This window comes from Vibrio natriegens NBRC 15636 = ATCC 14048 = DSM 759 (assembly GCF_035621455.1).
Classification (GTDB): Bacteria; Pseudomonadota; Gammaproteobacteria; order Enterobacterales; family Vibrionaceae; genus Vibrio; species Vibrio natriegens.
Window position 1 is genome coordinate 2,578,979 of the sequence record NZ_CP141822.1, and the last position, 24,118, is coordinate 2,603,096.

General features: G+C 45.5%; 23 protein-coding genes and 4 tRNA genes. 9 read left to right on the forward strand and 18 right to left on the reverse strand.

Annotated elements, in window-relative coordinates; translation table 11 throughout:
• Positions 1-76 precede the first annotated feature (76 nt).
• From VER99_RS11600 to yacG, 7 genes are all read left to right on the forward strand, one after another.
• Entirely contained in the window at positions 77-535 is a 459-nt protein-coding gene (locus tag VER99_RS11600; protein WP_020333947.1) for a pilin, read from the forward strand.
• The gene (pilB, locus tag VER99_RS11605; protein WP_020333948.1) at positions 536-2,221 is read left to right on the forward strand and encodes a type IV-A pilus assembly ATPase PilB; all 1,686 of its coding nucleotides are present in this window, start codon (positions 536-538) and stop codon (positions 2,219-2,221) included.
• A 30-nt stretch (positions 2,222-2,251) separates the two neighbouring features.
• Entirely contained in the window at positions 2,252-3,475 is a 1,224-nt protein-coding gene (locus VER99_RS11610) for a type II secretion system F family protein (protein WP_020333949.1), read from the forward strand.
• Between the two features lie 67 nt (positions 3,476-3,542).
• Positions 3,543-4,412 (forward strand): prepilin peptidase, encoded by an 870-nt coding sequence (locus tag VER99_RS11615; RefSeq protein ID WP_020333950.1) that lies wholly within the window; start codon positions 3,543-3,545, stop codon positions 4,410-4,412.
• Positions 4,413-5,027, forward strand: coding sequence for a dephospho-CoA kinase (gene coaE, locus VER99_RS11620; RefSeq protein WP_020333951.1), 615 nt, complete (start codon positions 4,413-4,415; stop codon positions 5,025-5,027).
• A gap of 26 nt (positions 5,028-5,053) precedes the next feature.
• Complete coding sequence (zapD, locus tag VER99_RS11625; protein WP_020333952.1) at positions 5,054-5,794, forward strand: cell division protein ZapD; 741 nt, start codon at positions 5,054-5,056, stop codon at positions 5,792-5,794.
• Positions 5,795-5,867: 73 nt separating this feature from the next.
• Positions 5,868-6,062, forward strand: coding sequence for a DNA gyrase inhibitor YacG (gene yacG / locus VER99_RS11630; protein ID WP_014232956.1), 195 nt, complete (start codon positions 5,868-5,870; stop codon positions 6,060-6,062).
• A gap of 324 nt (positions 6,063-6,386) precedes the next feature.
• Here yacG and rplS read toward each other — a convergent pair whose 3' ends face one another.
• The 5 genes from rplS to ffh form a co-directional block, all read right to left on the reverse strand.
• On the reverse strand, positions 6,387-6,740 hold the full coding sequence (gene rplS, locus VER99_RS11635) for a 50S ribosomal protein L19 (RefSeq protein WP_005379971.1): 354 nt from the start codon (positions 6,738-6,740) through the stop codon (positions 6,387-6,389).
• A 40-nt stretch (positions 6,741-6,780) separates the two neighbouring features.
• Positions 6,781-7,542 (reverse strand): tRNA (guanosine(37)-N1)-methyltransferase TrmD, encoded by a 762-nt coding sequence (gene trmD / locus VER99_RS11640; RefSeq protein ID WP_014232957.1) that lies wholly within the window; start codon positions 7,540-7,542, stop codon positions 6,781-6,783.
• A 27-nt stretch (positions 7,543-7,569) separates the two neighbouring features.
• The gene (gene rimM, locus VER99_RS11645; protein WP_014232958.1) at positions 7,570-8,118 is read right to left on the reverse strand and encodes a ribosome maturation factor RimM; all 549 of its coding nucleotides are present in this window, start codon (positions 8,116-8,118) and stop codon (positions 7,570-7,572) included.
• 30 nt (positions 8,119-8,148) lie between these two features.
• On the reverse strand, positions 8,149-8,397 hold the full coding sequence (rpsP, locus tag VER99_RS11650; protein WP_005379962.1) for a 30S ribosomal protein S16: 249 nt from the start codon (positions 8,395-8,397) through the stop codon (positions 8,149-8,151).
• 208 nt (positions 8,398-8,605) lie between these two features.
• Complete coding sequence (gene ffh / locus VER99_RS11655; protein ID WP_014232959.1) at positions 8,606-9,988, reverse strand: signal recognition particle protein; 1,383 nt, start codon at positions 9,986-9,988, stop codon at positions 8,606-8,608.
• Between the two features lie 224 nt (positions 9,989-10,212).
• Between ffh and VER99_RS11660 the strand changes: the two genes are divergently transcribed.
• Both VER99_RS11660 and VER99_RS11665 read left to right on the forward strand, forming a co-directional pair.
• On the forward strand, positions 10,213-11,007 hold the full coding sequence (locus VER99_RS11660) for a cytochrome C assembly family protein (protein ID WP_014232960.1): 795 nt from the start codon (positions 10,213-10,215) through the stop codon (positions 11,005-11,007).
• 118 nt (positions 11,008-11,125) lie between these two features.
• Positions 11,126-12,403 carry an HlyC/CorC family transporter gene (locus VER99_RS11665; RefSeq protein WP_014232961.1) on the forward strand — a complete coding sequence of 426 codons (1,278 nt, stop codon included), beginning with the start codon at positions 11,126-11,128 and terminating at the stop codon, positions 12,401-12,403.
• Positions 12,404-12,487: 84 nt separating this feature from the next.
• On the opposite strand, the gene luxS is transcribed toward VER99_RS11665, so the two are convergent.
• From luxS to VER99_RS11730, 13 genes are all read right to left on the reverse strand, one after another.
• Positions 12,488-13,006: an S-ribosylhomocysteine lyase gene (gene luxS, locus VER99_RS11670; RefSeq protein WP_014232962.1), complete on the reverse strand. Its 519-nt coding sequence runs from the start codon at positions 13,004-13,006 to the stop codon at positions 12,488-12,490.
• Between the two features lie 69 nt (positions 13,007-13,075).
• Complete coding sequence (locus VER99_RS11675; protein ID WP_014232963.1) at positions 13,076-13,681, reverse strand: transglycosylase SLT domain-containing protein; 606 nt, start codon at positions 13,679-13,681, stop codon at positions 13,076-13,078.
• 24 nt (positions 13,682-13,705) lie between these two features.
• Positions 13,706-15,274 carry a glutamate--cysteine ligase gene (gene gshA / locus VER99_RS11680; RefSeq protein ID WP_020333954.1) on the reverse strand — a complete coding sequence of 523 codons (1,569 nt, stop codon included), beginning with the start codon at positions 15,272-15,274 and terminating at the stop codon, positions 13,706-13,708.
• A 156-nt stretch (positions 15,275-15,430) separates the two neighbouring features.
• Positions 15,431-18,274, reverse strand: coding sequence for a M16 family metallopeptidase (locus VER99_RS11685; RefSeq protein ID WP_020333955.1), 2,844 nt, complete (start codon positions 18,272-18,274; stop codon positions 15,431-15,433).
• 9 nt (positions 18,275-18,283) lie between these two features.
• Positions 18,284-18,745 carry a YqaA family protein gene (locus VER99_RS11690; RefSeq protein ID WP_020333956.1) on the reverse strand — a complete coding sequence of 154 codons (462 nt, stop codon included), beginning with the start codon at positions 18,743-18,745 and terminating at the stop codon, positions 18,284-18,286.
• Positions 18,739-19,689 (reverse strand): NADP-dependent oxidoreductase, encoded by a 951-nt coding sequence (locus VER99_RS11695; RefSeq protein ID WP_020333957.1) that lies wholly within the window; start codon positions 19,687-19,689, stop codon positions 18,739-18,741. The genes VER99_RS11690 and VER99_RS11695 overlap by 7 nt, the downstream gene beginning before the upstream one ends.
• Positions 19,690-19,826: 137 nt before the next feature.
• Positions 19,827-20,957 carry a sodium ion-translocating decarboxylase subunit beta gene (locus tag VER99_RS11700; protein WP_020333958.1) on the reverse strand — a complete coding sequence of 377 codons (1,131 nt, stop codon included), beginning with the start codon at positions 20,955-20,957 and terminating at the stop codon, positions 19,827-19,829.
• 9 nt (positions 20,958-20,966) lie between these two features.
• Positions 20,967-22,754: a sodium-extruding oxaloacetate decarboxylase subunit alpha gene (gene oadA / locus VER99_RS11705; RefSeq protein WP_020333959.1), complete on the reverse strand. Its 1,788-nt coding sequence runs from the start codon at positions 22,752-22,754 to the stop codon at positions 20,967-20,969.
• 32 nt (positions 22,755-22,786) lie between these two features.
• A complete protein-coding gene (locus tag VER99_RS11710; RefSeq protein ID WP_014232970.1) occupies positions 22,787-23,044 on the reverse strand; it encodes an oxaloacetate decarboxylase subunit gamma in 258 nt (85 codons plus the stop codon).
• A 555-nt stretch (positions 23,045-23,599) separates the two neighbouring features.
• A tRNA-Arg gene (locus tag VER99_RS11715) sits at positions 23,600-23,676 on the reverse strand.
• Positions 23,677-23,738: 62 nt separating this feature from the next.
• Positions 23,739-23,815 (reverse strand) — tRNA-Arg (locus VER99_RS11720).
• A gap of 62 nt (positions 23,816-23,877) precedes the next feature.
• A tRNA-Arg gene (locus VER99_RS11725) sits at positions 23,878-23,954 on the reverse strand.
• Positions 23,955-24,016: 62 nt separating this feature from the next.
• Positions 24,017-24,093, reverse strand: a tRNA-Arg gene (locus tag VER99_RS11730).
• Positions 24,094-24,118: the final 25 nt, after the last annotated feature.

Here is a 24,118-nt window from a genome sequence, read left to right on the forward strand (position 1 = left end):
GTTTTCACCACTTCTTACTCTCCATAATCTTGTGCCAATGCAACAGCATTATCTATCTCATGAGAAGGAAGAGAGAATGAAGTCAAATAAACAGAAAAAACAGCAAGGCTTTACGCTGATTGAATTAATGATCGTGGTGGCGGTAATAGGGGTTTTGGCAGCAATTGCTATCCCTCAGTACCAAAACTACGTAAAGAAATCAGCTTTAGGAGTAGGCCTAGCAAATATTACTGCTCTGAAAACTAACATCGAGGATTATATTGCTACTGAAGGTAGCTTTCCTTCAACAACATCAGGTACCAAAGCTGATTTTACGCGGCTCGGTACCGTAGAAGACATGGGAGATGGCAACGTTCTAATCACCCCTACAAGCGACGGCTCTTTAGATGGAACAGTAAAATTCACCTTTGATGCAGGTGTCGTCAATACACAAAAGATTCAGTTAGTTCGATCTGGTGGACTTTGGATATGTGAAACGACAGCAGCAAGTGAAATATCTCCAAAAGGTTGTGCTGCTGGTTCAACGATTAAATAAATGTTATTCAACTTAATTGGGACTCTTCGTAATGCTAATCTGATTATCCAGCACCAAGAAGAGTCGTTAATAGAGCAAGTCAACGCTTCTGGTATTTCGATACCGGAAGCGTTAGTCAATTCAGGCATATTTACCTCCAGAGAACTCGCCACTCATCTAAGTTCAATCTTTGGTTTACCCTACGAACCGTTATCTAATTATGATTACAGCGCCCTGTGCCAAAAATTGGGGCTGCGCGAGCTGATCACGAGTCATCATGCCCTGCCACTGGAGCGAACGCCTTCGACGTTAACTCTCGCTATTGCCGACCCAACTAACCAACAAGCAGAAGATGATTTTCGCTTTGCAACCGGATTGCAAATTGATCTCGTCATTACGGATTTTTCGGAGCTTGATGCTGCGATTCGCCGTTTGTACGGTCGCGCGTTAGGTCAGGAGAGATCCGGCTTAAAAGAGATCAACCAAGAAGAGTTGGCTAATTTGGTTGACGTCGGTGCTGATGAAATCGATAACATCGAAGACTTAAGTCAGGACCAATCACCGGTTAGTCGCTATATCAACCAGATTTTATTGGATGCTGTACGTAAAGGGGCATCCGATATCCACTTTGAACCTTATGAAAAAATGTATCGGGTTCGGCTGCGTTGTGACGGCATTCTAATTGAGACTCAACAGCCGCCAAGCCATTTAAGTCGACGCTTATCGGCTCGAATCAAAATTCTGTCCAAGCTTGATATTGCTGAAAGGCGTATGCCGCAAGACGGTCGAATAAAGTTAAAGCTTAATCAAGACACTGCGATTGATATGCGAGTGTCCACCTTACCCACTCTATTCGGAGAAAAAATCGTATTGCGACTGCTCGACAGCAGCTCCGCTTCTCTGGATATCGATAAACTAGGCTACAGTGACCAGCAAAAGCAGCTGTACTTAGATGCTCTGCGTCGTCCACAAGGCATGATTTTAATGACCGGCCCAACCGGCAGCGGCAAAACCGTCTCGTTGTACACAGGGCTGAGCATACTCAATAAACCAGAGATCAATATTTCTACGGCTGAAGACCCGGTGGAAATCAACCTCTCCGGAATTAATCAGGTTCAGGTTCAACCCAAGATAGGCTTTGGTTTCGCCGAGGCACTGCGCTCTTTCCTGCGTCAAGATCCTGATGTGGTCATGGTGGGAGAAATCCGCGATTTGGACACAGCAGAAATCGCGATTAAGGCCGCACAAACCGGACACTTAGTCTTGTCGACACTCCACACAAATTCAGCCGCTGAAACCGTTATCCGCCTAACGAATATGGGCGTTGAAAGCTACAACCTCGCCTCTTCGCTCAGCCTTGTTATTGCCCAGCGCTTAGCCCGTAAACTTTGCTCGCACTGTAAGCAGCCTCAAGAGGTTACCGCCGCATTACAACATATTGGCATTCAAGCAACTGACCAGATTTATCAAGCTAACCCAAATGGCTGTAACCACTGTACACACGGCTATTCGGGAAGAACTGGCATCTATGAGGTGATGCGTTTCGATGAAACCCTATCCGAAGCACTGATTAAAGGTGCCTCGGTAAATCAACTCGAAAAACTCGCCATCCGTAACGGGATGAGCACACTACAAATGTCAGGTATTGAAAAGCTTAAGCAAGGCGTCACAAGCTTTAGCGAACTGCAGCGCGTGCTCTACTTTTAATTTCACTTTGAACTAGCAGCCATTTAGCCTATGAAAACGACGACCCCACAACTAAAGAACTTCCGCTGGAAAGGCATTAATAGCTCAGGAAAAAAAACTTCTGGGCAAACGCTGGCCATGAGCGAAGTGGAAGTACGCGAACGACTCAGCGCTCAGCACATAAAAATCAAAAAACTGAAAAAAAGTAGTATTTCTTTTATAACCAAACTGAGTCATCGGGTAAAAGGCAAAGACATCACCGTTTTTACTCGTCAAATTTCGACTATGCTGGTCACTGGTGTCCCACTCGTTCAGGCTTTAAAATTGGTTTCCAATAACCATAAAAAAGCCGAGATGAAGTCTATTTTAATGAGCGTAACTCGAGCGGTTGAAGCGGGTACACCGATGTCGAAAGCAATGCGCACCGCCAGCGCACATTTTGACGCACTTTATACTGACCTTATCTCAACCGGAGAACTCTCAGGCAATCTGGCAGAAGTCTTCGAACGACTGGCCACTTACCGTGAAAAAAGTGAGGAACTCAGAGCGAAAGTCATCAAAGCCCTGATCTACCCAGCCATGGTTATGTTGGTTGCGCTCGGCGTGTCCTATCTAATGCTCACTCAAGTTATCCCTGAGTTTGAAAAAATGTTTTCTGGGTTTGGTGCAGATTTACCTTGGTTCACCAGACAAGTACTAGACTTGTCTGCGTGGATGCAAAATTGGGGTTCATTTATCGCTCTTGGGGCACTTAGCCTAATTATATCAGCAAGAATACTGGTCAAACGTTCTGATTCTTTTCGCTTGATGATGGATCGAGCCATATTGAGAATTCCCGTTCTTGGCGCTGTGTTGTCCAAGGCTGCGATTGCTAAATTTAGCCGAACCCTGGCCACCAGCTTTAGCGCGGGTATTCCTATTCTGACCAGTTTAAAAACCACCTCCAAAACGTCAGGAAACCTGCACTATCAGCTGGCAGTCGAAGAAGTCTATCGTGATACAGCAGCTGGTATGCCAATGTATGTCGCAATGCGTAACTGCGATGTTTTCCCTGAATTAGTGCTACAAATGGTGATGATTGGAGAAGAATCAGGCAGGCTTGATGAGATGCTCAATAAAGTCGCAACTATTTATGAGTTCGAAGTAGATAATACCGTCGATAACCTAAGTAAGATTCTTGAACCGCTGATTATTGTTTTTCTTGGTGTGGTCGTTGGTGGATTAGTGACAGCAATGTACCTGCCAATCTTTAACTTAATGAGTGTATTAGGCTAAAATGGAGGCTGTAAATTAATCATTAAAACAGCACCTTGCCGTTTGATGCACCGCTCAAGAGACAAATATGGAAGTATTTCAGTACTACCCGTGGTTATTCGTTATATTCGCCGTGGTTTTTGGTTTGATCGTGGGAAGTTTTCTCAATGTCGTTATCTATCGACTTCCAAAAATCATGGAGCTGGAATGGCGCCGTGAATGTGCTGAGTCTTTTCCTGAATACAATATTGAATCACCTAAAGAAGTACTCACATTAAGCGTACCCCGCTCCTCTTGCCAACAATGCGGTACTCCGATTCGCATTCGCGATAACATTCCAGTGATCAGTTGGCTACTTCTAAAAGGTAAATGCCACAACTGTAGCGCAGCGATCAGCGCCAGATACCCACTTGTAGAAATACTGACGGCAGCCTGCTCCGGCTACGTTGCGTTTCATTTTGGATTCAGCTATTTCACTATTGCGCTTATATTCTTTACTTTCATTCTGATCGCAGCGACGTTTATCGATCTCGATACCATGCTGCTGCCCGATCAATTAACATTGCCATTAACTTGGGCTGGCATTGCTCTAGCATTGTTCGAAGTCAGTCCTGTTAGTCTGCAAGATGCCGTGATCGGTGCAATCGCTGGCTATTTATGTCTCTGGTCTGTTTATTGGGGCTTTAAATTGCTCACTGGCAAGGAAGGCATGGGCTATGGCGACTTTAAGCTACTCGCAGCGCTTGGCGCTTGGCTGGGCTGGCAAGCTTTACCAATGATCATTTTGCTTTCTTCTATCGTAGGCGTCATATTTGGAATAATTCAGCTACGATTGCAGAAGAAAGGGATCGAAAAGGCCTTCCCTTTCGGTCCTTACTTAGCGATTGCCGGATGGGTAAGTTTACTCTGGGGTGATCAAATTCTAAATTGGTATTTCACATCAATTCTAGGAGCGTAAATGACTTTGGTTATTGGCTTAACAGGCGGTATCGCTAGCGGTAAAACCACTGTGGCGAATCTGTTCAAGCAGCAATTTAAAATCGACATCGTTGATGCAGATATTGTTGCAAGAGAAGTCGTCGAACCCGGTACACCGGGACTGACAGCAATTATTGAGCACTTTGGTAGCGATATTGTTCGTGACGATCAAATGCTCGATCGGGCGAAGTTAAGAGAGAAAATCTTTTCGAACCAAGATGAAAAAGACTGGCTTAATAAGCTATTGCACCCGATCATTCGCGAAAAAATGGTAGAAGACTTACAGCAAGTCACCTCTGATTATGCACTTCTGGTTGTGCCGCTACTGGTAGAGAACCAACTAGAAAGCCTATGTGACCGTGTTCTGGTGGTGGATGTCGATCCTGAAACGCAAATATCTCGTACGATGAAACGCGATAATGTCAGCGAAGAACAAGCCCGTGCGATACTTGTATCCCAGGCATCAAGACAGCAAAGGCTCGATATGGCAGACGATGTGGTTAATAATAACCCGGATGACCAAGATCTTTTGCTTCAAATCACAGATTTGCATGAAAAGTACCTAGCCATGTGTAAGAAAAATCTGCAAAATTAGAATGAAATTCACCAAGGCTTATGTCGATGACCACGCACAAATTTGAACATCCGTTAAATGAGAAAACTCGTATTTATCTAAGAGTAGAGTCTCTGCTGCGTCAGGCTCACTTGGCTTCTGGCTTTGCTGAAAATCATCAGTACCAGCTCTTTTTCCGTGCGTTGTTTGATATGGTTGAGATTTTCGAGCAACTGCAACTGAAAAGTGAACTGGCCAAAGATCTTGAAAAACAGCGTTTGAGTTATCGACATTGGCTCCATGTAGAAGGTGTCGATCAAGAGGCACTGACATCATTACTCAATGACATCGATGTAGTGCACAAACAATTAATGCGCGCTGAAAGGTTTGGTCAGGCACTGAAAGATGATCGATTCTTAAGCTCGATCAGACAAAGGTTTAATCTGCCTGGTGGCTCTTGTTGTTTTGATTTACCCGCTTTGCATTACTGGCTGCATTTACCACTTGAACGTAAAAAGCAGGATGCACAAAAATGGCTGGATAGCTTGAAGCCGCTTTCGGATGCGTTGAACTTATGGCTAAAGTTAACCCGAGAAACTGGGCAATTTAAAGCTCAAATCGGCCGTGCGGGCTTCTTCCAGAGTGATGCTGATGAAGCGAATATTCTGAGACTCCATATTCCTATGGAGCACGGCGTCTACCCAATGATTTCAGGTCATAAAAACCGCTTTGCGATTAAGTTTATGTCGTTTGAAAGTGGTCAAGCTTGCACTCAAGATGTCGAGTTTGAATTAGCGGTATGTAGCTAGCCGAATCTCACTCAACTACTATTTCATTATTCCTCTCTATTCGAGAAACATTGTTAATTCAGAGAACCAACCCATGTCTAAAATTACTATCGTTCAATGCCCTCAATGTGGAGCCGACGTAGAATGGGGAGAGCAAAGCCCTCACCGACCATTTTGTAGCAAAAAATGCCAGATGATTGATTTTGGTGAATGGGCAGACGAAGAGAATGCCATTGCTGGCGCGCCAGACATGTCAGATAGTGACGGCTGGTCAGAAGATCAATACTAGGTTCTAGGTTCTAGGTTCTAGGTTCTAGGTTCTAGGTTCTAGGTTCTGAAGATTGAGGAAGTTGGCGTGAGAGCGTCAACTTTTTTATTGTCTGTAAGAAAACACTTCTCTTTCGTTTCTCTACCACTCTCTACATTTACCGCTCTCCTTCTATTTCAGAGGATTACGCGAAGGTGTATTTTCATATAGCAAGGAGAAGGAACGAAGTTTACGCCAGTAAATGAGCGCCGATGAAAACTGTAGAAAGGAAAGTAGCCAGTTATGAGCAAACATAAAAAACGGAGCCCAAAAGGACTCCGTTTAATGAGAACGCTAGTTATAGCATTACTTCTTAGCAAGTTTCTCTTTGATACGAGCAGACTTACCAGAACGCTCACGTAGGTAGTACAACTTGGCACGACGTACTGCACCACGGCGTTTAACTTCGATGCTATCAACGATTGGAGAGTGTGTTTGGAACGTACGCTCAACACCTTCACCGTTAGAGATCTTACGTACAGTGAAAGCAGAGTGTAGACCACGGTTACGGATTGCGATTACAACGCCTTCGAAAGCCTGTAGACGCTCACGGTCACCTTCTTTTACCTTAACTTGAACAACAACAGTGTCACCTGGTGCAAATTTAGGTAGGTCTGATTTCATTTGCTCTTCTTCAAGAGCTTTGATGATGTTACTCATTTTAAAATTCCTAGAATAAACTGATACTAAATAAATTAGGTTACTTTGCATTCTGTTCGTTAACGGCTTTATGCTCATTAACAAACTCGGCAAGTAATTGTTCCTGTTCGTCAGTCAGAGCTAGGTTTTCCAGGAGCTCTGGTCTTCTTAGCCAAGTTCGGCCCAGCGACTGCTTGAGTCGCCATTGACGAATGTCCTTGTGATTACCTGACATCAGTACCGCTGGTACTTCTTTGCCATCCAATACTTCAGGACGCGTATAGTGAGGGCAATCTAGCAAACCATTAGCAAAAGAATCTTCTTCTGCTGACGAGAAATCACCCAGCACTCCCGGTATAAACCGAGAAACTGAATCAATTAACGTCATGGCTGGTATCTCGCCACCCGTCATCACAAAATCCCCAATCGACCATTCTTCGTCGACTTCGGATTGAATGATGCGCTCATCTACCCCTTCATAACGGCCACAAATAAGAAGTAAATTCTCATTTGTTGCCAGTTCTTCAACCCCTTGCTGGTCGAGCTTGCGACCTTGAGGAGAGAGGTAAATGACTTTCGTCTTACCCGGTGAGGCTTGCTTAGCGGTATGAATGGCATCGCGCAAAGGCTGAACCATCATTAACATACCTGGGCCACCACCGTAAGGTCGGTCATCGACAGTTCGATGTTTGTCGTGAGTGAAATCTCGAGGATTCCAAGTCTCAATCGACAAAAGACCTTTTTTAACCGCTTGACCTGTTACTCCAAAATCAGTAACAGAACGGAACATTTCAGGAAAAAGGCTAATAACGCCAACCCACATGTTTATCTCGCTCTGTAATTTTGGAGATTAGAATCCAGGATCCCAGTCAACTTCGATCCGTTGAGCTTCGCGATCAACTTTAATGATCACTTGCTCTTCAAGGAACGGGATTAATCGTTCCTTTTGCCCGAAAGCATCTTTAAGATTTGCTTTAACAACCAGAACATCATTTGAGCCAGTTTCTAGCATGTCAGTAACGACACCCAGATCGTAACCTTTAGTGGTTACTACTTGCATCCCAAACAATTCACGCCAGTAGAACTCATCTTCTGACAATTCAGGTAGTACCGCAGGGTCAATAGCAATTTCAAAGTTCGTCATTAAATGCGCGTCTTCACGAACATCCATGCCTTCCAGCTTAGCCACCATACCTTTGTTATGGCGCTTCCAGCTTTCTACTTTGTACTCAACCCATGTGCCCTTTTGGTTAATGTACCAAGGACTGTAATCGAAAATGCTTTCAGCATTGTCTGTGTAGGAAAAAACCTTAAGCCAACCTCGAATGCCGTAAGTAGCACCAAACTTGCCTACAACAATCTTTTCGTTGCTCATTGTTTCTTTACCTTTCATCGACATAAACTAGTTTCTACTTCTAACAGTAAAAAATTAAGCCGCTTTTTGAGCGTCTTTAACTAGCTTAGCAACGCGGTCAGATACAGACGCGCCTTGACCAACCCAGTGGTTAACGCGGTCTAGGTCTAGACGTAGACCTTCTTCTTGACCTTTAGCAGTTGGGTTAAAGAAACCAACTTTCTCGATGAAACGGCCAGTTGCAGCGTTGCGGCTGTCCGCTACTACGATTTGATAAAATGGACGCTTCTTAGCGCCGTGACGTGCCAAACGAATGGTTACCATGTCGTCCTCTTTGCTTTCTCAAAAATAAAATTAACCCCAAGAACCATTCAATAAATGAACAATTTGGGGCTCGTGCCAAAATAAAGCTCCGGAATTTTACTCTTATGCCGGAGCAATGCAAGGGATTTAGTTACTTTTTCACCAACATAAATTGAAATTAAAGTTTGTGATGTAGCTAACACCCTGAAACTATAGTGTGAGCGGGTGATTATCGACCAAATGGGTTGAAACCACCACCTCCGCCCATGCCACCCATCATGCCTTGCATGTTGCGCATCATGCCTTTCATGCCGCCTTTTTGCATCTTCTTCATCATTTTCTGCATCTGGGTGAACTGTTTTAGCAGACGGTTTACGTCCTGAACCTGCACACCGGAACCTGCAGCAATACGCTTCTTACGCGAGCCCTTGATGATTTCTGGGCGTTGACGCTCTTTCATCGTCATTGAGCTGATGATCGCTTCCATTTGCTTAAACATCTTGTCATCGACTTTATCTTTGACATTGTCAGGTAGCTGAGACATGCCTGGAAGTTTATCCATCATGCCCATCATGCCGCCCATGTTTTGCATTTGGCCTAGCTGTTCACGGAAGTCTTCTAAGTCGAAGCCTTTCTTCTCTTTGAACTTTTTCGCCAGTTTTTCTGCTTTTTCTTGGTCGACGTTACGTTGCAGGTCTTCAATCAAAGACAGAACGTCACCCATGCCAAGAATACGTGATGCTACGCGGTCTGGGTGGAAAGGTTCTAGTGCGTCAGTTTTCTCACCAACACCTAGGAATTTGATTGGTTTACCCGTGATATGACGAACCGATAGCGCCGCACCACCACGTGCGTCACCATCAACTTTAGTTAGAATCACACCCGTAAGTGGCAGTGCATCCCCAAAGGCTTTAGCGGTATTCGCCGCATCCTGACCTGTCATTGCATCAACAACAAACAGTGTCTCAACCGGGTTAATCGCAGAGTGAAGATCTTTAATCTCACCCATCATCTGTTCATCAATCGCCAAACGACCAGCGGTATCGACAATCAGAACGTCGTAGAATTTCTTCTTCGCGTGGTCGATTGCTGCGTTCGCAATATCAATAGGCTTTTGGTCTGGTGACGACGGGAAGAAATCAACACCAATGTCTGATGCCAGTGTTTCTAGCTGTTTGATCGCCGCAGGACGGTAAACGTCGGCAGACACAACCAGTACTTTCTTCTTATCACGTTCTTTTAACAGCTTAGATAGCTTACCTACCGATGTGGTTTTACCCGCACCTTGTAGACCTGCCATCAAAAGCACTGCTGGCGGCTGAGCGGCTAGGTTCAGAGCTTCGTTAGACTCACCCATTACAGCTTCAAGTTCGCCTTGAACGATCTTAATAAACTCTTGACCCGGAGTCAGAGATTTCGAAACTTCTACACCAACCGCTTTTTCTTTAACGCGGTTTACAAATTCACGAACAACAGGAAGCGCAACGTCCGCTTCCAAGAGTGCCATTCGCACTTCACGTAGGGTTTCTTTAATGTTGTCTTCTGTCAGACGACCTTTGCCACTGATATTTTTCAGCGTTTTGGATAATCGATCCGTTAAATTCTCAAACATCTTTGTCTCTTCGCTAAAATGGCGATTAATTAGTGTGAGTATACCTTAGCCAAGGTCTGAGTCATACCCGTACCGCTGCTCTATTATTGTCTCTATTTCTATATGGAGGGGTAACTTATTAATTTCAATATCTCATCTATCGCGATTGTTGTCGCATAGAGCGTAGCCGCAAAGAGTAATGCAAGGTATAATTTCTCTATTGTGCACAACAACATTTAGGATTCATGGATAGCGTAATTGCCATCGCGGCCGCCATACTTTACGTATTAGCGATTGCGACGATCATACCCGGACTTTCACAGCAGTCAGTCATCAAAGCAAAAACCGTATTTGCCAGCGCTGCCTGTGCGCTTGTTTTCCATGCGTGGTTATTGAGTGATCTGATCCTCGATGGCTCTGGTCAGAACTTTAGTATTCTTAATGTCGCCTCTCTTATCAGTTTCATCATCTCTCTGGTGATGAGCGTTGCGATGCTAAAGAACCGGCTTTGGTTTCTGTTGCCTGTTGTTTATAGCTTTGCTGCCATCAACTTATCTGCCGCGGCTTTTTTACCAAGCACCTTCATCAAGCATTTAGAAAACGATCCTAAGCTACTCATTCATATTTCTTTTGCTCTGTTTTCTTATGCCACTCTGAGTATTGGTGCGTTGTATGCGCTGCAACTCGCTTGGCTGGACCACAAACTGAAAACCAAAAAGTCTCTGGCAATCAACCCTAATTTACCGCCATTACTTATGGTTGAACGTCAGTTGTTTAAAATTATTTTGATTGGTAATTTACTTCTGACGGCTACGCTTATTACTGGCTACGTGTTTGTTCAAGATATGTTCGCGGAAGGAAAAGCGCATAAAGCCATTCTTTCTTTCATTGCTTGGGTGGTCTATTCAGTATTACTGTGGGGCCATTATCAAAAAGGTTGGCGCGGAAGAAAAGTGACCTGGTTTGCCGTTGCGGGAGCCACATTACTCACTCTGGCTTATTTCGGCAGCCGCTTTGTAAAAGAGATCATTTTGAATTAAGGCGTCCACAAGCCCTTTATATTCAAAGTTAAATCAAATACAGTACCGTAAATCTATGACTTAACAGTTATACATAGCTTTTAAAAATAACCCAATACTTACAAGGAACAGCAACGTTTTGGACGACATATCTACGGGTATCTTATTTGCGCTACTCGCGTGTCTTATCGTCATATCAGGTTACTTTTCCGGTTCAGAAACAGGGATGATGTCACTGAACCGTTATCGCTTGAAACACTTAGCCAAAAATGGGCATAAGGGAGCAAAGCGTGTCGAAAAATTATTGGACCGTCCGGATCGCCTGATCGGTCTTATTCTTATCGGCAATAACCTTGTGAACATCCTCGCTTCTGCAATTGCGACTATTATCGGCATGCGCCTCTACGGTGACATGGGTGTGGCGATTGCGACTGGTGCGCTCACCATGGTGGTTTTGGTGTTTGCCGAAGTGACGCCAAAAACTATTGCCGCTTTGTATCCAGAGCGCGTGTCTTATACCAGCAGCATTCTGTTGACCATTCTGATGAAGTTGCTTTCACCACTTGTGCTGCTTGTAAACTTCATTACCAATGGCTTTATTCGTCTGCTTGGGGTAAAGGCGGATCACTCTGTGGAAGATCACCTCAGCTCAGAAGAATTACGTACAGTAGTAAATGAAGCCGGCGGCCTTATCCCTCGTCGCCACCAAGATATGCTGGTGTCCATCCTAGATCTTGAGCACGTCACGGTAAACGATATTATGGTGCCACGTAATGAAATTACTGGTATCGACATCAACGACGACTGGAAGTCTATCGTTCGTCAGTTAACGCACTCACCACATGGCCGTATCGTTTTTTACCGCGACCAAATCGATGAAGTGGTCGGCATGCTGCGTTTGCGTGAGGCTTACCGCCTGATGCTGGAAAAGAATGAGTTCACCAAAGAGACATTACTGCGTGCGGCTGATGAGGTGTACTACATCCCTGAAGGTACGCCTCTGAACGTGCAGATGTTGAAGTTCCAGCGCAATAAACAGCGCATTGGCCTTATCGTTGATGAGTATGGTGACATTATTGGCTTGGTAACGCTTGAAGATATCCTGGAAGAGATCATCGGTGAGTTTACCACTTCGATCTCACCAAGCTTATCTGATGAAATCAGCCCACAAGGGGATGGCAGCTTCTTGATTGAAGGTAGCACCAATATCCGTGACATCAATAAAGGTCTGAAATGGCATCTGCCGACTGATGGTCCTCGTACACTAAACGGCTTGATCTTAGAGCACTTAGAAGACATTCCCGAAAGTCACCTGAGCGTGCAAGTGTCCGGACATCCGATGGAAATTGTCGAGATTGAAGAGAACCGAATTAAGTTAGTTCGCGTCTACCCTAAACGGAAGAAAGGCAGTAACTAAAAGTAATCTGTTTACAGACACATAAAAAGAGCCTGACATTGTCAGGCTCATTTCGTTAAATCATTTGATAAGACAACTCAGGTCTTAGTCGATACGCAGTTCTTTTAACATCGACTCAGGCAGAGCTAGCTCATCATTTTTATTCACTGACACACCCGCGTCCAGAATGTTTTTCGCAATTTGCTTTGCTTCATCCAGTGAGTGCATTGCCGCAGTGCCACATTGGTATTCATTTAGCTCAGGGATTTTGTTCTGACTTTCTACTTTCAGTACATCTTCCATTGATGCAATCCAAGCATCCGCGACTTGTTGCTCTGAAGGCGTACCGATCAGGCTCATGTAGAATCCAGTACGACATCCCATTGGTGAAATATCAATGATCTCAACGCTGTCACCGTTTAGATGGCTACGCATAAAGCCAGCGTAAAGGTGCTCTAGTGTATGGATGCCTTTCTCTGAAAGGATATCTTTGTTTGGTGCAGTAAAGCGTAAATCGAAGACAGTAATGGTGTCCCCTTTTGGGGTTTGCATGGTTTTCGCGACTCGCACAGCAGGTGCATTCATACGAGTGTGATCCACAGTAAAACTATCGAGTAAAGGCATTACATCTCTCCTGATTGTAATCTCAACACCTTACGGTATTGGTTTGATTTCTGTTTATCCCTATGAGGGTTAAAAGAACCAGCTGCTGTTGTCTTCCAGTTCCTGACGACATTGTTTCAGCTGCCAGCCATAATTCTTCGCGGTTTGTTCTACACGTCTCGCGACTTTAACTAAGCTAGGTTTCCTTTTATAGGTTCCGCGCTGATAACCACCTCTCCCTTCATGATAGGCAAGATACTGGTTATATGGGTCCCATAAAGAGATACCAAGCTGGCGACGGGTTTCGTGGGTATACCAACCGACAAACATCATAGCGTCATCAAAGTTAGTACGCGAGCCACCTTGCCCGGTCGAATCCTGAAAATCGTCCCAGGCGGGATCTTGCGCCTGAGCGTAGCCATATGCGCTACTGACTCTACCCCAAGGGATAAAGCCCAGCACATAATCTTTGGGTGGTTTTGCGTCGTGTCGGTATCCGCTCTCTTGCTTGATAATCGCCATTGCGACATGGATCGGAGTACCCCACTCTTCTTCCATATCTTTCGCATCATCATACCAGCCAGATTTTTCGCGGAATATCTCACATAGATTATCTTGCTGCTGTGGTGGTGCCGTCGCACATCCGGCGAGCAACACACTACCTAACACCGATACAACCAGAGGCTTAATATTCAATCCCACCCAATCCTTACTACTCTGTTATTGTTTTAAATAAGAAAAATAGTCTTCCAGGAAGTCATCAAAAGACATCGTGTCACTTAGCTCTGCTTGCTTTTGCTTTTCAACCGATGCTAACGCTTCCTGTTCCATCACTTCTTGTGAGTAATGCTGGTAGCCGTGATTCAGGTTATCTTCACGATGCTTCATACCAAGTGAACAACCTACTTTACCTAAGCCGCCCAACTCCTTGGTCAGTTCCAGCAATTGACCAGAAGTCGTCAATTCAGGTTCATCAATCCAGCCAGTTAACTTATCGCAAACCTCTTGGTAAGCATTATCACCGTTCACTTCATCCATCATCACAGCAATTTGGCGTAGATCTGCAAACACGCGGTGAGCCCACTCTTGTAGAGGTAAGCGCTCACCTTGGCAACCGATCTGAAGCATCAAGCCTTTTTCACGGCCCGATACAATGACTTTGTTCCAGTTATCACGCCAACACTCCAGTTCACAGTTATCCATTGGTTCTGAGTCTGACAGTGCTGCCCAAGTCAGGAACAGGTCGAGGAAGCGAACTTGCTCTTCAGTTATGCCTACTGGGCTGAATGGGTTCACGTCCAATGAACGAACTTCAATATATTCAACACCCGCACGCTTTAACGCTTCTGATGGTTTCTCACCACTTTTAGCCACTCGTTTAGGGCGAATTGGCGCGTACAATTCGTTTTCTATTTGCAACACATTCGAATTGAGCTGACGGTACTCGCCATCAACTTTCACACCAATTTTTGCGAACTCTTCTGACGGACGACGAATAGCATCACTTAAACCTTCCAGATACTGGTCAATACTATTGAAGCCAATCTTTAGCGAACTCTGTGCATTATTCGTGTAACCAAGGTCGCTCAGACGCAAAGACGTTGATTTCGGTAAGAATAACGTTCCACCCAAGCTCTCAAACGGTAAGCTTGTTTCTCGGCCTTGAATAAACGAACCACACAACGCAGGCGAAGCACCAAAGAAGTAGGGAATCATCCAACCAAAACGATAGTAGTTACGAATGAGGGCAAAATAGGCATCGGATTTGGTTTCCTGACGAGCCTCTTCATCCTGCTCACCATATAGGGCATCCCAAAACGATTCTGGGAACGAGAAGTTGAAGTGAACACCCGAAATGATCTGCATTAAGCTGCCATAACGGCGTTTCAAACCCTCTCGGTAGAGCGTTTTCATTCGAGCTGCGTTAGACGATCCGTACTGTGCCAGATTAATATTATCTTCACTGGCGACATAACATGGCATAGAAAGCGGCCACATTTTTTCTTCACCCATTTTAGTTTGAGTAAAGTGATGAATATCTTTCAGTTGTGCCATTAGCTCCGGAACATCATGAGAAACCGGAGTAATGAACTCCAGTAACGACTCTGAAAAGTCCGTGGTAATCCACTGGTTTGTGAACGCTGAGCCCAATCCCTCTGGATGAGGTGTTGTTGCTAGCTGTCCATCCTGACGATAGCGTAACGTTTCACGCTCAACACCGCGTCCAAACTGTTTAAATACTTCCGGGTTTGATGCAACTTTTTCCAGTCGCGCAGCAAAATCAGTCAAAATGAGGTTCGCTTATATTAGGAGCAGGCCACTTGCCATCCGAAGCAAGTGAAAGCTAAGTTATTGATATTTAGTTCATCTAGATAAAGAACCCATGAAAAGTCACTTATCTAGATGTATAGCGGAGAGCACGCCCTCCGCTATTAGATGTGTACTCTATCGAATGATTTCAAGCTCTTCTACGTCTTTCCCCAACTTTTCTAATTGAGGGCGAAGTGATTTTGCATCGCCAACCACAATGATTTGGTAGTCATTAGGGTCAAACCACTTCTGTGCGAGAGTGTTAAGCGTCTGCTTGTCCACGGTTTCCACAATCGCATTTCGCTGCTGAAGATAGTCTTTATCAAGGTTGTACTTAAAGATATCACTGATGAGCTCCGCCTTTTGTGTTGGAGTTTCATATTTCAGTGCATCTTTTTGTCCTACTGCCTGGCGCATAAACGTCAATTCATCGTCCGTCATACCAGCTTGAGAGAATTCATTCAGTTCATTCTTCATTTCCATGATCGAAGCAATGGTCGCATCAGCACGCACTTGTGCGGTGAATACAACGGAGCCTGTTTCCGGATTGCCAGAGAAGTAGCCATATGCACCGTAAGTGTAACCTTTGTCTTCACGCAGGTTTTGGTTGATACGGCTGTTAAAGTTACCTGCCAGGTTGAAGTTAGCCAACTGACCCAGGAAGAATTCTCCCGTAGCATCGTATGGCACCCCTTGGCGAACCATCATAACCACACTTTGTGGTGCTCCTGGTTTGTCGACAAGGTGAACTTTTTGCGTTCCCAATGCTGGAATACTTTGCGGCGCATATAGCGGTGCTGCGTCATCCTGCCAGTTAGCCCAGAACGCTAACTGTTGCTCGATATCTTGTTTGCTCACATCACCTACCACGGTGATCTGTGCACCTTGTGGGGTGTAGTGTGTTGCGTAAAACTCACGGATATCATTGAGGGTCAGCGCTTCCATTCCGGCTTGCGTACCATCCTTAGGGCGCGCAAAAATGGAATCACCGAAAAGTACCTGGCGACTAGCTTGCGAAGCCATCCAGCTTGGGCTTTGGTGCTCATAAACCAATCCTTCCAGAGCTTGCTGTTTCACGCGTTCAAAATCTTCTTGTTTGAATGCAGGTGATAGCAGCATCTCTTCGACGATCTTCAAGGTTGGCGCTAGGTTTTTCTCCAAAGCAGAAACACTGATGTTGGTCGTATATCCTGTTGCATCGACAGAAATAACACTACCGAGCTTATCCAGCTCAGCCTGAATCTCTTCCATGCTGCGTTTGGTTGTGCCTTCCTGAAGCATCGAAGCGGTTAGCTGTGCCAGCCCTTCCTTACCTTTTTCGACAAAACGAGTGCCTGCTGGCAGGCTGAATTGCATCATAACGGTAGGCGTTTCATTACTCACTGCACCCAAGAGTTCAGAGCCGTTGTCGAAGTGCACATCATATAAGTCCGGCATAGTGGCTTGTACAGGATCACCAATTGGTGGCTGAACGGAGCGATCAAAATTATCGGTAGCTCGGCGGTAAGCAAGCTGATCATCAGTGATCTTTTTGTATTCAGGTAGTGTACGCTCAGGCGTGACAAACGTCGCTGGTTTGACAGCAAGATCGGTTTTACCCGTTGGAACCACACTTAAGGTCACTTTGGATTTACCCTGAATAAAATCACGGTACACTTTATCAACAGAGTCAGGAGTCACAGCTCGAATTTGTTCTAGCTGCTTTTCAATTAAGTCAGGCTGGCCAAAGAAAGTTTCGTTAGAGGCTAACTGTGTCACCTTGCCTTTTACGCTTTCCAACGCAAAAATCGCATCGGCTTCAGCCTTACCGGTAAGCTGCTCGAGACGCTGTTCTGTTACACCTGTGTCAGCAAATTTATTTAAAGACTGCATTACGTCGTCATACAGTTTAGATAAATCGCCTTTGTCGCCAGAGTCTCCCATCGCATAGACAAAGAAGGTACATGCCAGCTCTGCACAGTCGTGGAATGAACCCGCATCAACCGCTTTCTGTGTTTTCACCAGATCTTGATAAAGTAAGCTGTTGGTTCCGCCACCAAGTACTTCGGATAAGGTATCCAGTGACGCTTGGCTTGCTTCGCCATCGTAAGTCGTTGGCCACGCGATCATCACCATTGGCTGCTGAATACGGTCTTCTAGCGTAATGTATTTGCTTTCGGTCAGCGTTGCTGGTTGTTTTGCCGCATTCTCAACTTCTGGACCACGAGGAATAGAGCCAAAGTACTTGTTAACCCAAGCCAGCGTCTTTTCAACATCCAGATCACCACCTATCGTCAGCGTGGCGTTATTTGGGCCATACCATCGCAAGAAAAAGGCTTTCAGATCATTAACATCAACGCGATCTAAATCTTCCACATAACCGATTGTTTGCCATGAGTAAGGGTGGCCTTCTGGATATAACGCTTCTGACATGCGTTCCCAAATCAAACCATATGGACGGTTATCGTAACGTTGAGCACGTTCGTTCTTAACCGTAGAACGTTGAATTTCAAACTTATGCTGTGAAACTGCGTCAAGCAAGAAACCCATACGATCAGATTCGAGCCAAAGCATTTTCTCTAGCTGATTGGCTGGTACAGTTTCAAAGTAGTTAGTTCGGTCTCGGTTGGTTGTCCCGTTGAGTGTACCACCAGCCTCAGTGATGATTTTGAAATGCTCTTGGTCACCCACGTTCTCTGAGCCTTGGAACATCATGTGCTCGAAGAAGTGTGCAAACCCAGACTTACCGATTTCTTCACGGGCAGAACCAACATGATAAGTCATATCAACGTGCACCAGCGGATCTGAATCTTCTGGTGCGAGAATGACGGTCAATCCGTTATCAAGCTTGTATTTTTGGTATGGGATTTTAACTTTGCCTTCTTCCGCTTGTGATGACTCTACGAAAGTGATCCCCTCTGGCAGTGAAGAAACAGGGGATTGTGATGCACAACCCGTGATCACGAGCAGTGAACACGCGCCAACCCAAAACATTCTCATGTACTTTCCTTAAAATAATCCGAGATAGATGGCTGCTAGAAGGCTGTATCTAGCGGCCTTTCCAAAAAATATTAACATTACACACGGCAGGAATTTCATCCTTAACCACCCTGCCGCTAAGCACAGCGGGTCACCAACAATAGGTAGCCAACTGAAAAATAAAGCCCAGTAACCATATTTTGATAACCACTTTAACGCGGTATGGCCATGTTTTTCATCCTGGGTTTTATTGGGAATCCATAATCCAAGCCAGTAATTGGTCAAACCACCAAGGGTATTACCAATCGTAGCTACAGTGATGATGGAAAAGACGGAATATTGATTTAGAGAGAGGGTCGCTATGAGACCAGCCTCAGAGCCACCAGGAAGTAAGGTAGCACTGAGAAAACCTGTCATAAAAAGCACCCACAATGCTGACCCAGAAAACCAAAGCGCGATGTTCTCAAAGCCAGCATTGAATGCTTCTAACATGTCATATCAAGCAAAACCTTGCCTCGAGTGCGCCCAGACTCCACTTGTTCGTGAGCTGCGACAACCTCGTCCATTGGGTAGACATGTTGAACCTCTGTTTTTAGTAAACCTACATCAGCCATATACAGTAAAGAATCCAGCTGCTCTGGCTTAGGCTCAACTAACATACCGTTCGCTTCTAAGCCCAACTGTTTCGCTTGTTCGCAAATCTTCTCGGCAGTAATCGTAGGAATAGTCACAATCCTAGCATTAGGCTTGAGACATTTGAGAGCGTCCAGAGCCGCATCTCCACCCACTAAATCAATTAAAACATCTATATCTTCAACACGTTCTGACACTGGTCCTAATTGATAGTTCACTGCATGGGCACCAAGTGAGGTGAGATAATCGACATTTCGCTCACTACAAGTTGTAAAAACCTCAGCCTTACTTGCGACAGCCAGTTGCACCGCAATGTGTCCTACGCCACCCGCACCAGCAAGCACTAAAACACGATCGCTTTCTGTGACGTTAGCTTTCTCCAGTGCCTGAGCCGCGGTTTGGCCGGCAAGAGGAAGCACTGCCGCCGATTCCAAAGGAACATTACTTGGTACGCGGCTCAGTTCTGATTCAGGCACAGATACATATTGACTGTATCCGCCACCTCTTACTGGAAAACCAATGAAACCAGCTACCTTATCTCCAACAGCAAAGCGGGATGTTTGCTCTCCACAAGATACGACTTCCCCTGAAATGTCATATCCCGGAACCCAAGGCAGATTGTCTTTGTTTTGCGCCGCAGCCCAGCCCAGACCTGCACGAGTCTTCACATCAATAGGATTAATGCCAGAAAAAGAAACCTTAACTAACACTTCACCTGACTGTGGTGACGGTGTTGGGGCATGTTGAACCGCAAGTACGCTTGCTTCTCCAAATTCAGTGATAACTATTTGTTTGTGTTCCATAAACCATTCCTTGAAAGACAAAAAGGGATGCCGAAGCATCCCTTTGACTATAAACCATTTTGTTTAGCTAAGTTAATGGCTGTAAGCGGATAATTTAATCCCCCACACAGTCACTGCGCGAGTATGTTACCCACACACTAGCCGACCAGTGCAAGCAGAATACCTGCCGCTACTGCAGAGCCAAGAACACCCGCTACGTTAGGACCCATAGCGTGCATCAACAAGAAGTTTTGTGGGTTTGCATCCAAGCCCACTTTGTTCACCACTCGCGCCGCCATTGGCACAGCAGAAACACCAGCCGCGCCGATAAGTGGGTTGATGTCCTCTTTCGAGAACTTGTTGAGTAACTTCGCCATTAGAACGCCAGCTGCTGTACCGATACTGAAAGCAACCGCGCCCAAAGCCAAAATACCAAGCGTTTCCAAGTTTAGGAACTTATCTGCTTGCAACTTAGAACCAACACCAAGACCAAGGAAGATGGTCACGATATTGATAAGTTCGTTCTGGGCTGTCTTCGATAAACGATCGACGACCCCTGCTTCACGCATCAAGTTACCCAAACAGAACATCCCTACCAGAGGTGTTGCAGATGGCAAAAACAGAATAGTCATCAACAGTACAGCTAGCGGGAAAATCACTTTTTCCCACTTACCGACATGACGCAACTGAGCCATTTTTACCTGACGCTCTTCCTTCGTGGTTAACGCTTTCATGATTGGTGGCTGGATAATCGGCACCAACGCCATGTAGCTATATGCCGCAACCGCAATCGCGCCGAGTAAGTCTGGAGACAGTTTACTTGCCAGGAAAATAGCGGTTGGGCCGTCAGCACCACCGATAATCGCAATTGACGATGCGTCTGCCATGGAGAATTCCATGCCCGGTACATAGTTCAGCAAAATCGCACCAAATAGCGTTGCAAAAATACCAAACTGCGCCGCAGCACCTAACCAAAGCGTTTTAGGGTTCGCAATCAACGCGCCAAAGTCCGTCATTGCGCCAACGCCCATAAAGATCAACAGCGGGAATACACCCGACTCAATCCCGATGTGGTAGACGTAGTACAGCAAACCACCCGGCTCGGTGAAACCCGCATTAGGAATGTTAGCTAAAATCGCACCAAAACCAATTGGAAGTAGAAGCAGGGGTTCAAAACCCTTTCGAATCGCCAAAAACAGCAGAGTACAGCCAACCAGCATCATGCAGATTTGGCCAAACTCAAAGTTAGCGATCCCTGTTTCTAACCATAGGGTCATCAATCCGTCCATGATACTCCCTTACGCCAGGCTAAGAAGAGGTGCACCTACCGTCACGGCATCACCTTCTTTCACATTTAACTCCTGAACGATACCACCACGCGCAGCTCGAACTTCCGTTTCCATCTTCATCGCTTCTAAGATCAGTAGCACGTCACCTTCAGCCACTTCAGCACCTGGCTGTACATTGACTTTAAAGATGTTGCCCGCAAGTGGAGCAGGAACTGACTCAGCGGAAGTGTTAGCTGGTACTGCTGGAGCCGCAGCTTTCGCTGACGCTGCTGAAGGTGTTACCGACGTCAGCTCACCTTGCGGTCCTACTTCTACTTCATAAACTTGTCCGTCAACACGAACACTGTATGTTTCTACGCCGCCTACTGATGCTTGAGCAACTGGTGCCGGAGCAGGTTTAGCAGATTCTAAGGTAGGAGCTGGTTCAAACGCTTCAGGGTTGCCACGGTTTTTCAGGAACTTAAGGCCAACTTGAGGGAATAGCGCGTAAGTTAATACGTCATCAACTCTTTCGCTCGCCAGTTTGATGCCTTCAGATTTCGCTTTATCCATCAACTCAACTGTCAGCGCTTCCATTTCTGGCTCTAGTAAATCAGCCGGGCGGCAAGTGATAGGCTCTTTACCTTCCAGAACTTTAGCTTGTAGCTCTGCATTGATTGGCGCAGGCGCTTGACCATATTCGCCCTTCAACAGACCCGCAGTTTCCTTGGTAATGCTCTTGTAGCGTTCGCCAGTCAGTACGTTGATAACAGCCTGAGTGCCGACAATTTGCGAAGTTGGTGTTACCAATGGAATGAAACCAAGATCTTCACGAACACGAGGGATCTCTTCTAGTACTTCATCAAGACGATCGGCAGCGCCCTGCTCTTTAAGCTGGCCTTCCATGTTGGTTAACATGCCACCTGGTACTTGAGCAATCAAAATGCGAGAGTCCACGCCTTTCAATTGACCTTCCCACTTCGCGTATTTCTTACGAACCTCACGGAAGTAAGCAGCAATCGGCTCAATCTCTTCCAGTTTCAGGTTAGTGTCACGCTCTGTACCCTGAAGCATCGCTACCACAGTTTCTGTTGGCGTATGGCCGTAGGTACTACTCATTGATGAAATCGCAGTATCAAGAATGTCGATACCCGCTTCTACCGCTTTAATCGCAGTAGCCGTTGATAGACCCGTAGTTGCATGACAGTGCAGTGCCAGTGGCACATCACACGATGCTTTGATACGAGTAATCAACTCTTCAGCTTCATAAGGTTTTAGTAGACCTGACATGTCTTTAATACATAAAGAATGGCAGCCTAGGTCTTCCAGACGTTTTGCCAGATCAACCCACGTGTCAGCGTTGTGTACTGGGCTGGTTGTGTAAGACAGCGTGCCTTGTGCGTGAGCGCCAACATCCACGGTTGCTTTAACCGCTTTTTGGAAATTTCGCACATCATTCATCGCATCAAAAATACGGAAAACATCCATACCATTGGCATGCGCACGCTCAACAAACTTCTCTACTACGTCATCAGCATAATGGCGGTATCCTAAAAGGTTCTGACCACGCAGTAGCATTTGCATTGGTGTGTTCGGCATCGCTTTTTTCAGCTCTCGTAAACGCTCCCACGGATCTTCTCCAAGGAATCGAATACACGAATCAAACGTTGCCCCACCCCACGTCTCTAAAGACCAATAACCAATCTTGTCCAGTTCAGCCGCGATAGGCAGCATATCGTCGATACGCATACGCGTAGCAAACAGTGATTGATGGGCGTCTCTTAGGACCACATCAGTAATAGCTAGTGGTTTAGACATACTCTTAAACTCCTTTTTAATCCTATTTTCGGCTACTTCGCGACAGAGGTGCGATGTTTATGAATCGCAGCCGAGATCGCCGCCACGACTTGTGGACTAACAGCTGAAGAGGTTGATTGATTATTGTTTTTTATTTTAGGTGCAGCGATCGGCTCTAGGACTTCTTCTGGTATGAGTCTCGACATGAGCCGAACGAGATAAACAAGAATAGTGAGGAAAATAAATACAACCGCCATCCCAGTAATCATGAGAGTGGCTGCATCTACTAGCAGGCTTCCTATATTAGTCATGTTGCTTCCTTTCTTTGTCATCCTGACAGGTGCAGGATGTTAATTGTGTCATATCCCGACCCATGGATTATCTCGACTGGTTAAACTTTGTCAATTTTGTTTAAGGAAGGTTGGTAGTAAACCCTACAAATGATTATTCATTCACTACCCAGATCACAGTTCGTATGCAAACAATGCAGGTAATGTGACAATTCAATTCATAAACAGACTAAATCAAAGCACATATAAAAACTGCGATTAGGGCTTCAAAACAACGATAGGCAAGATCAATAAAAACCAATAACAAACAATGAGATATTAAATTTTAACATTTCAAAAACATAGAAAAAACAAAGTATTCACAACAAAACAAATGAGGAAGGAAAAGAGGTTAAACAGGGAGAAAACGTCATTTTCAGCGTGAAAACCTTCACCACAAAACAAATTGGCTAAGATAGGCAAGTTTTGAATAAATCAGTAAAAGCTGAAAATCGGACAAACAGAGAGTTTATTTGAGAGAAAGAGCACAAATAGCAGATACAAAAAAGCCTCGCATAAGCGAGGCTTTGTAATAAGTGGCGCGTCCTGGAGGATTCGAACCTCCGACCGCCTGGTTCGTAGCCAGGTACTCTATCCAGCTGAGCTAAGGACGCGCAGTTTTCGACATCAATGCCTGTAAACAGGTTATCAATATCAGGGCATTACCCTCAATAAGTGGCGCGTCCTGGAGGATTCGAACCTCCGACCGCCTGGTTCGTAGCCAGGTACTCTATCCAGCTGAGCTAAGGACGCGCAGTTTTCGATATCAATGCCTATAAACAGGTTACCAATATCAGGGCATTACCCTCAATAAGTGGCGCGTCCTGGAGGATTCGAACCTCCGACCGCCTGGTTCGTAGCCAGGTACTCTATCCAGCTGAGCTAAGGACGCGCAGTTTTCGATATCAATGCCTGTAAACAGGTTACCAATATCAGGGCAATACCCTCAATAAGTGGCGCGTCCTGGAGGATTCGAACCTCCGACCGCCTGGTTCGTAGCCAGGTACTCTATCCAGCTGAGCTAAGGACGCGCAGTTTTCGATATCAATGCCTGTA

Excerpts from the sequence above, each read along its gene's own strand:
- VER99_RS11600 (WP_020333947.1), top strand. The coding sequence starts at position 77 with ATGAAGTCAAATAAACAGAAAAAACAGCAAGGCTTTACGCTGATTGAA.
- luxS (WP_014232962.1), bottom strand. The coding sequence starts at position 13,006 with ATGCCTTTACTCGATAGTTTTACTGTGGATCACACTCGTATGAATGCA.
- VER99_RS11695 (WP_020333957.1), bottom strand. The coding sequence starts at position 19,689 with ATGGAACACAAACAAATAGTTATCACTGAATTTGGAGAAGCAAGCGTA.
- VER99_RS11660 (WP_014232960.1), top strand. The coding sequence starts at position 10,213 with ATGGATAGCGTAATTGCCATCGCGGCCGCCATACTTTACGTATTAGCG.
- ffh (WP_014232959.1), bottom strand. The coding sequence starts at position 9,988 with ATGTTTGAGAATTTAACGGATCGATTATCCAAAACGCTGAAAAATATC.
- trmD (WP_014232957.1), bottom strand. The coding sequence starts at position 7,542 with ATGTGGGTTGGCGTTATTAGCCTTTTTCCTGAAATGTTCCGTTCTGTT.
- rpsP (WP_005379962.1), bottom strand. The coding sequence starts at position 8,397 with ATGGTAACCATTCGTTTGGCACGTCACGGCGCTAAGAAGCGTCCATTT.
- VER99_RS11710 (WP_014232970.1), bottom strand. The coding sequence starts at position 23,044 with ATGACTAATATAGGAAGCCTGCTAGTAGATGCAGCCACTCTCATGATT.
- VER99_RS11615 (WP_020333950.1), top strand. The coding sequence starts at position 3,543 with ATGGAAGTATTTCAGTACTACCCGTGGTTATTCGTTATATTCGCCGTG.
- VER99_RS11610 (WP_020333949.1), top strand. The coding sequence starts at position 2,252 with ATGAAAACGACGACCCCACAACTAAAGAACTTCCGCTGGAAAGGCATT.
- rplS (WP_005379971.1), bottom strand. The coding sequence starts at position 6,740 with ATGAGTAACATCATCAAAGCTCTTGAAGAAGAGCAAATGAAATCAGAC.
- yacG (WP_014232956.1), top strand. The coding sequence starts at position 5,868 with ATGTCTAAAATTACTATCGTTCAATGCCCTCAATGTGGAGCCGACGTA.
- VER99_RS11685 (WP_020333955.1), bottom strand. The coding sequence starts at position 18,274 with ATGAGAATGTTTTGGGTTGGCGCGTGTTCACTGCTCGTGATCACGGGT.
- VER99_RS11690 (WP_020333956.1), bottom strand. The coding sequence starts at position 18,745 with ATGTTAGAAGCATTCAATGCTGGCTTTGAGAACATCGCGCTTTGGTTT.
- rimM (WP_014232958.1), bottom strand. The coding sequence starts at position 8,118 with ATGTCGATGAAAGGTAAAGAAACAATGAGCAACGAAAAGATTGTTGTA.
- VER99_RS11700 (WP_020333958.1), bottom strand. The coding sequence starts at position 20,957 with ATGGACGGATTGATGACCCTATGGTTAGAAACAGGGATCGCTAACTTT.
- pilB (WP_020333948.1), top strand. The coding sequence starts at position 536 with ATGTTATTCAACTTAATTGGGACTCTTCGTAATGCTAATCTGATTATC.
- oadA (WP_020333959.1), bottom strand. The coding sequence starts at position 22,754 with ATGTCTAAACCACTAGCTATTACTGATGTGGTCCTAAGAGACGCCCAT.
- coaE (WP_020333951.1), top strand. The coding sequence starts at position 4,413 with ATGACTTTGGTTATTGGCTTAACAGGCGGTATCGCTAGCGGTAAAACC.
- zapD (WP_020333952.1), top strand. The coding sequence starts at position 5,054 with ATGACCACGCACAAATTTGAACATCCGTTAAATGAGAAAACTCGTATT.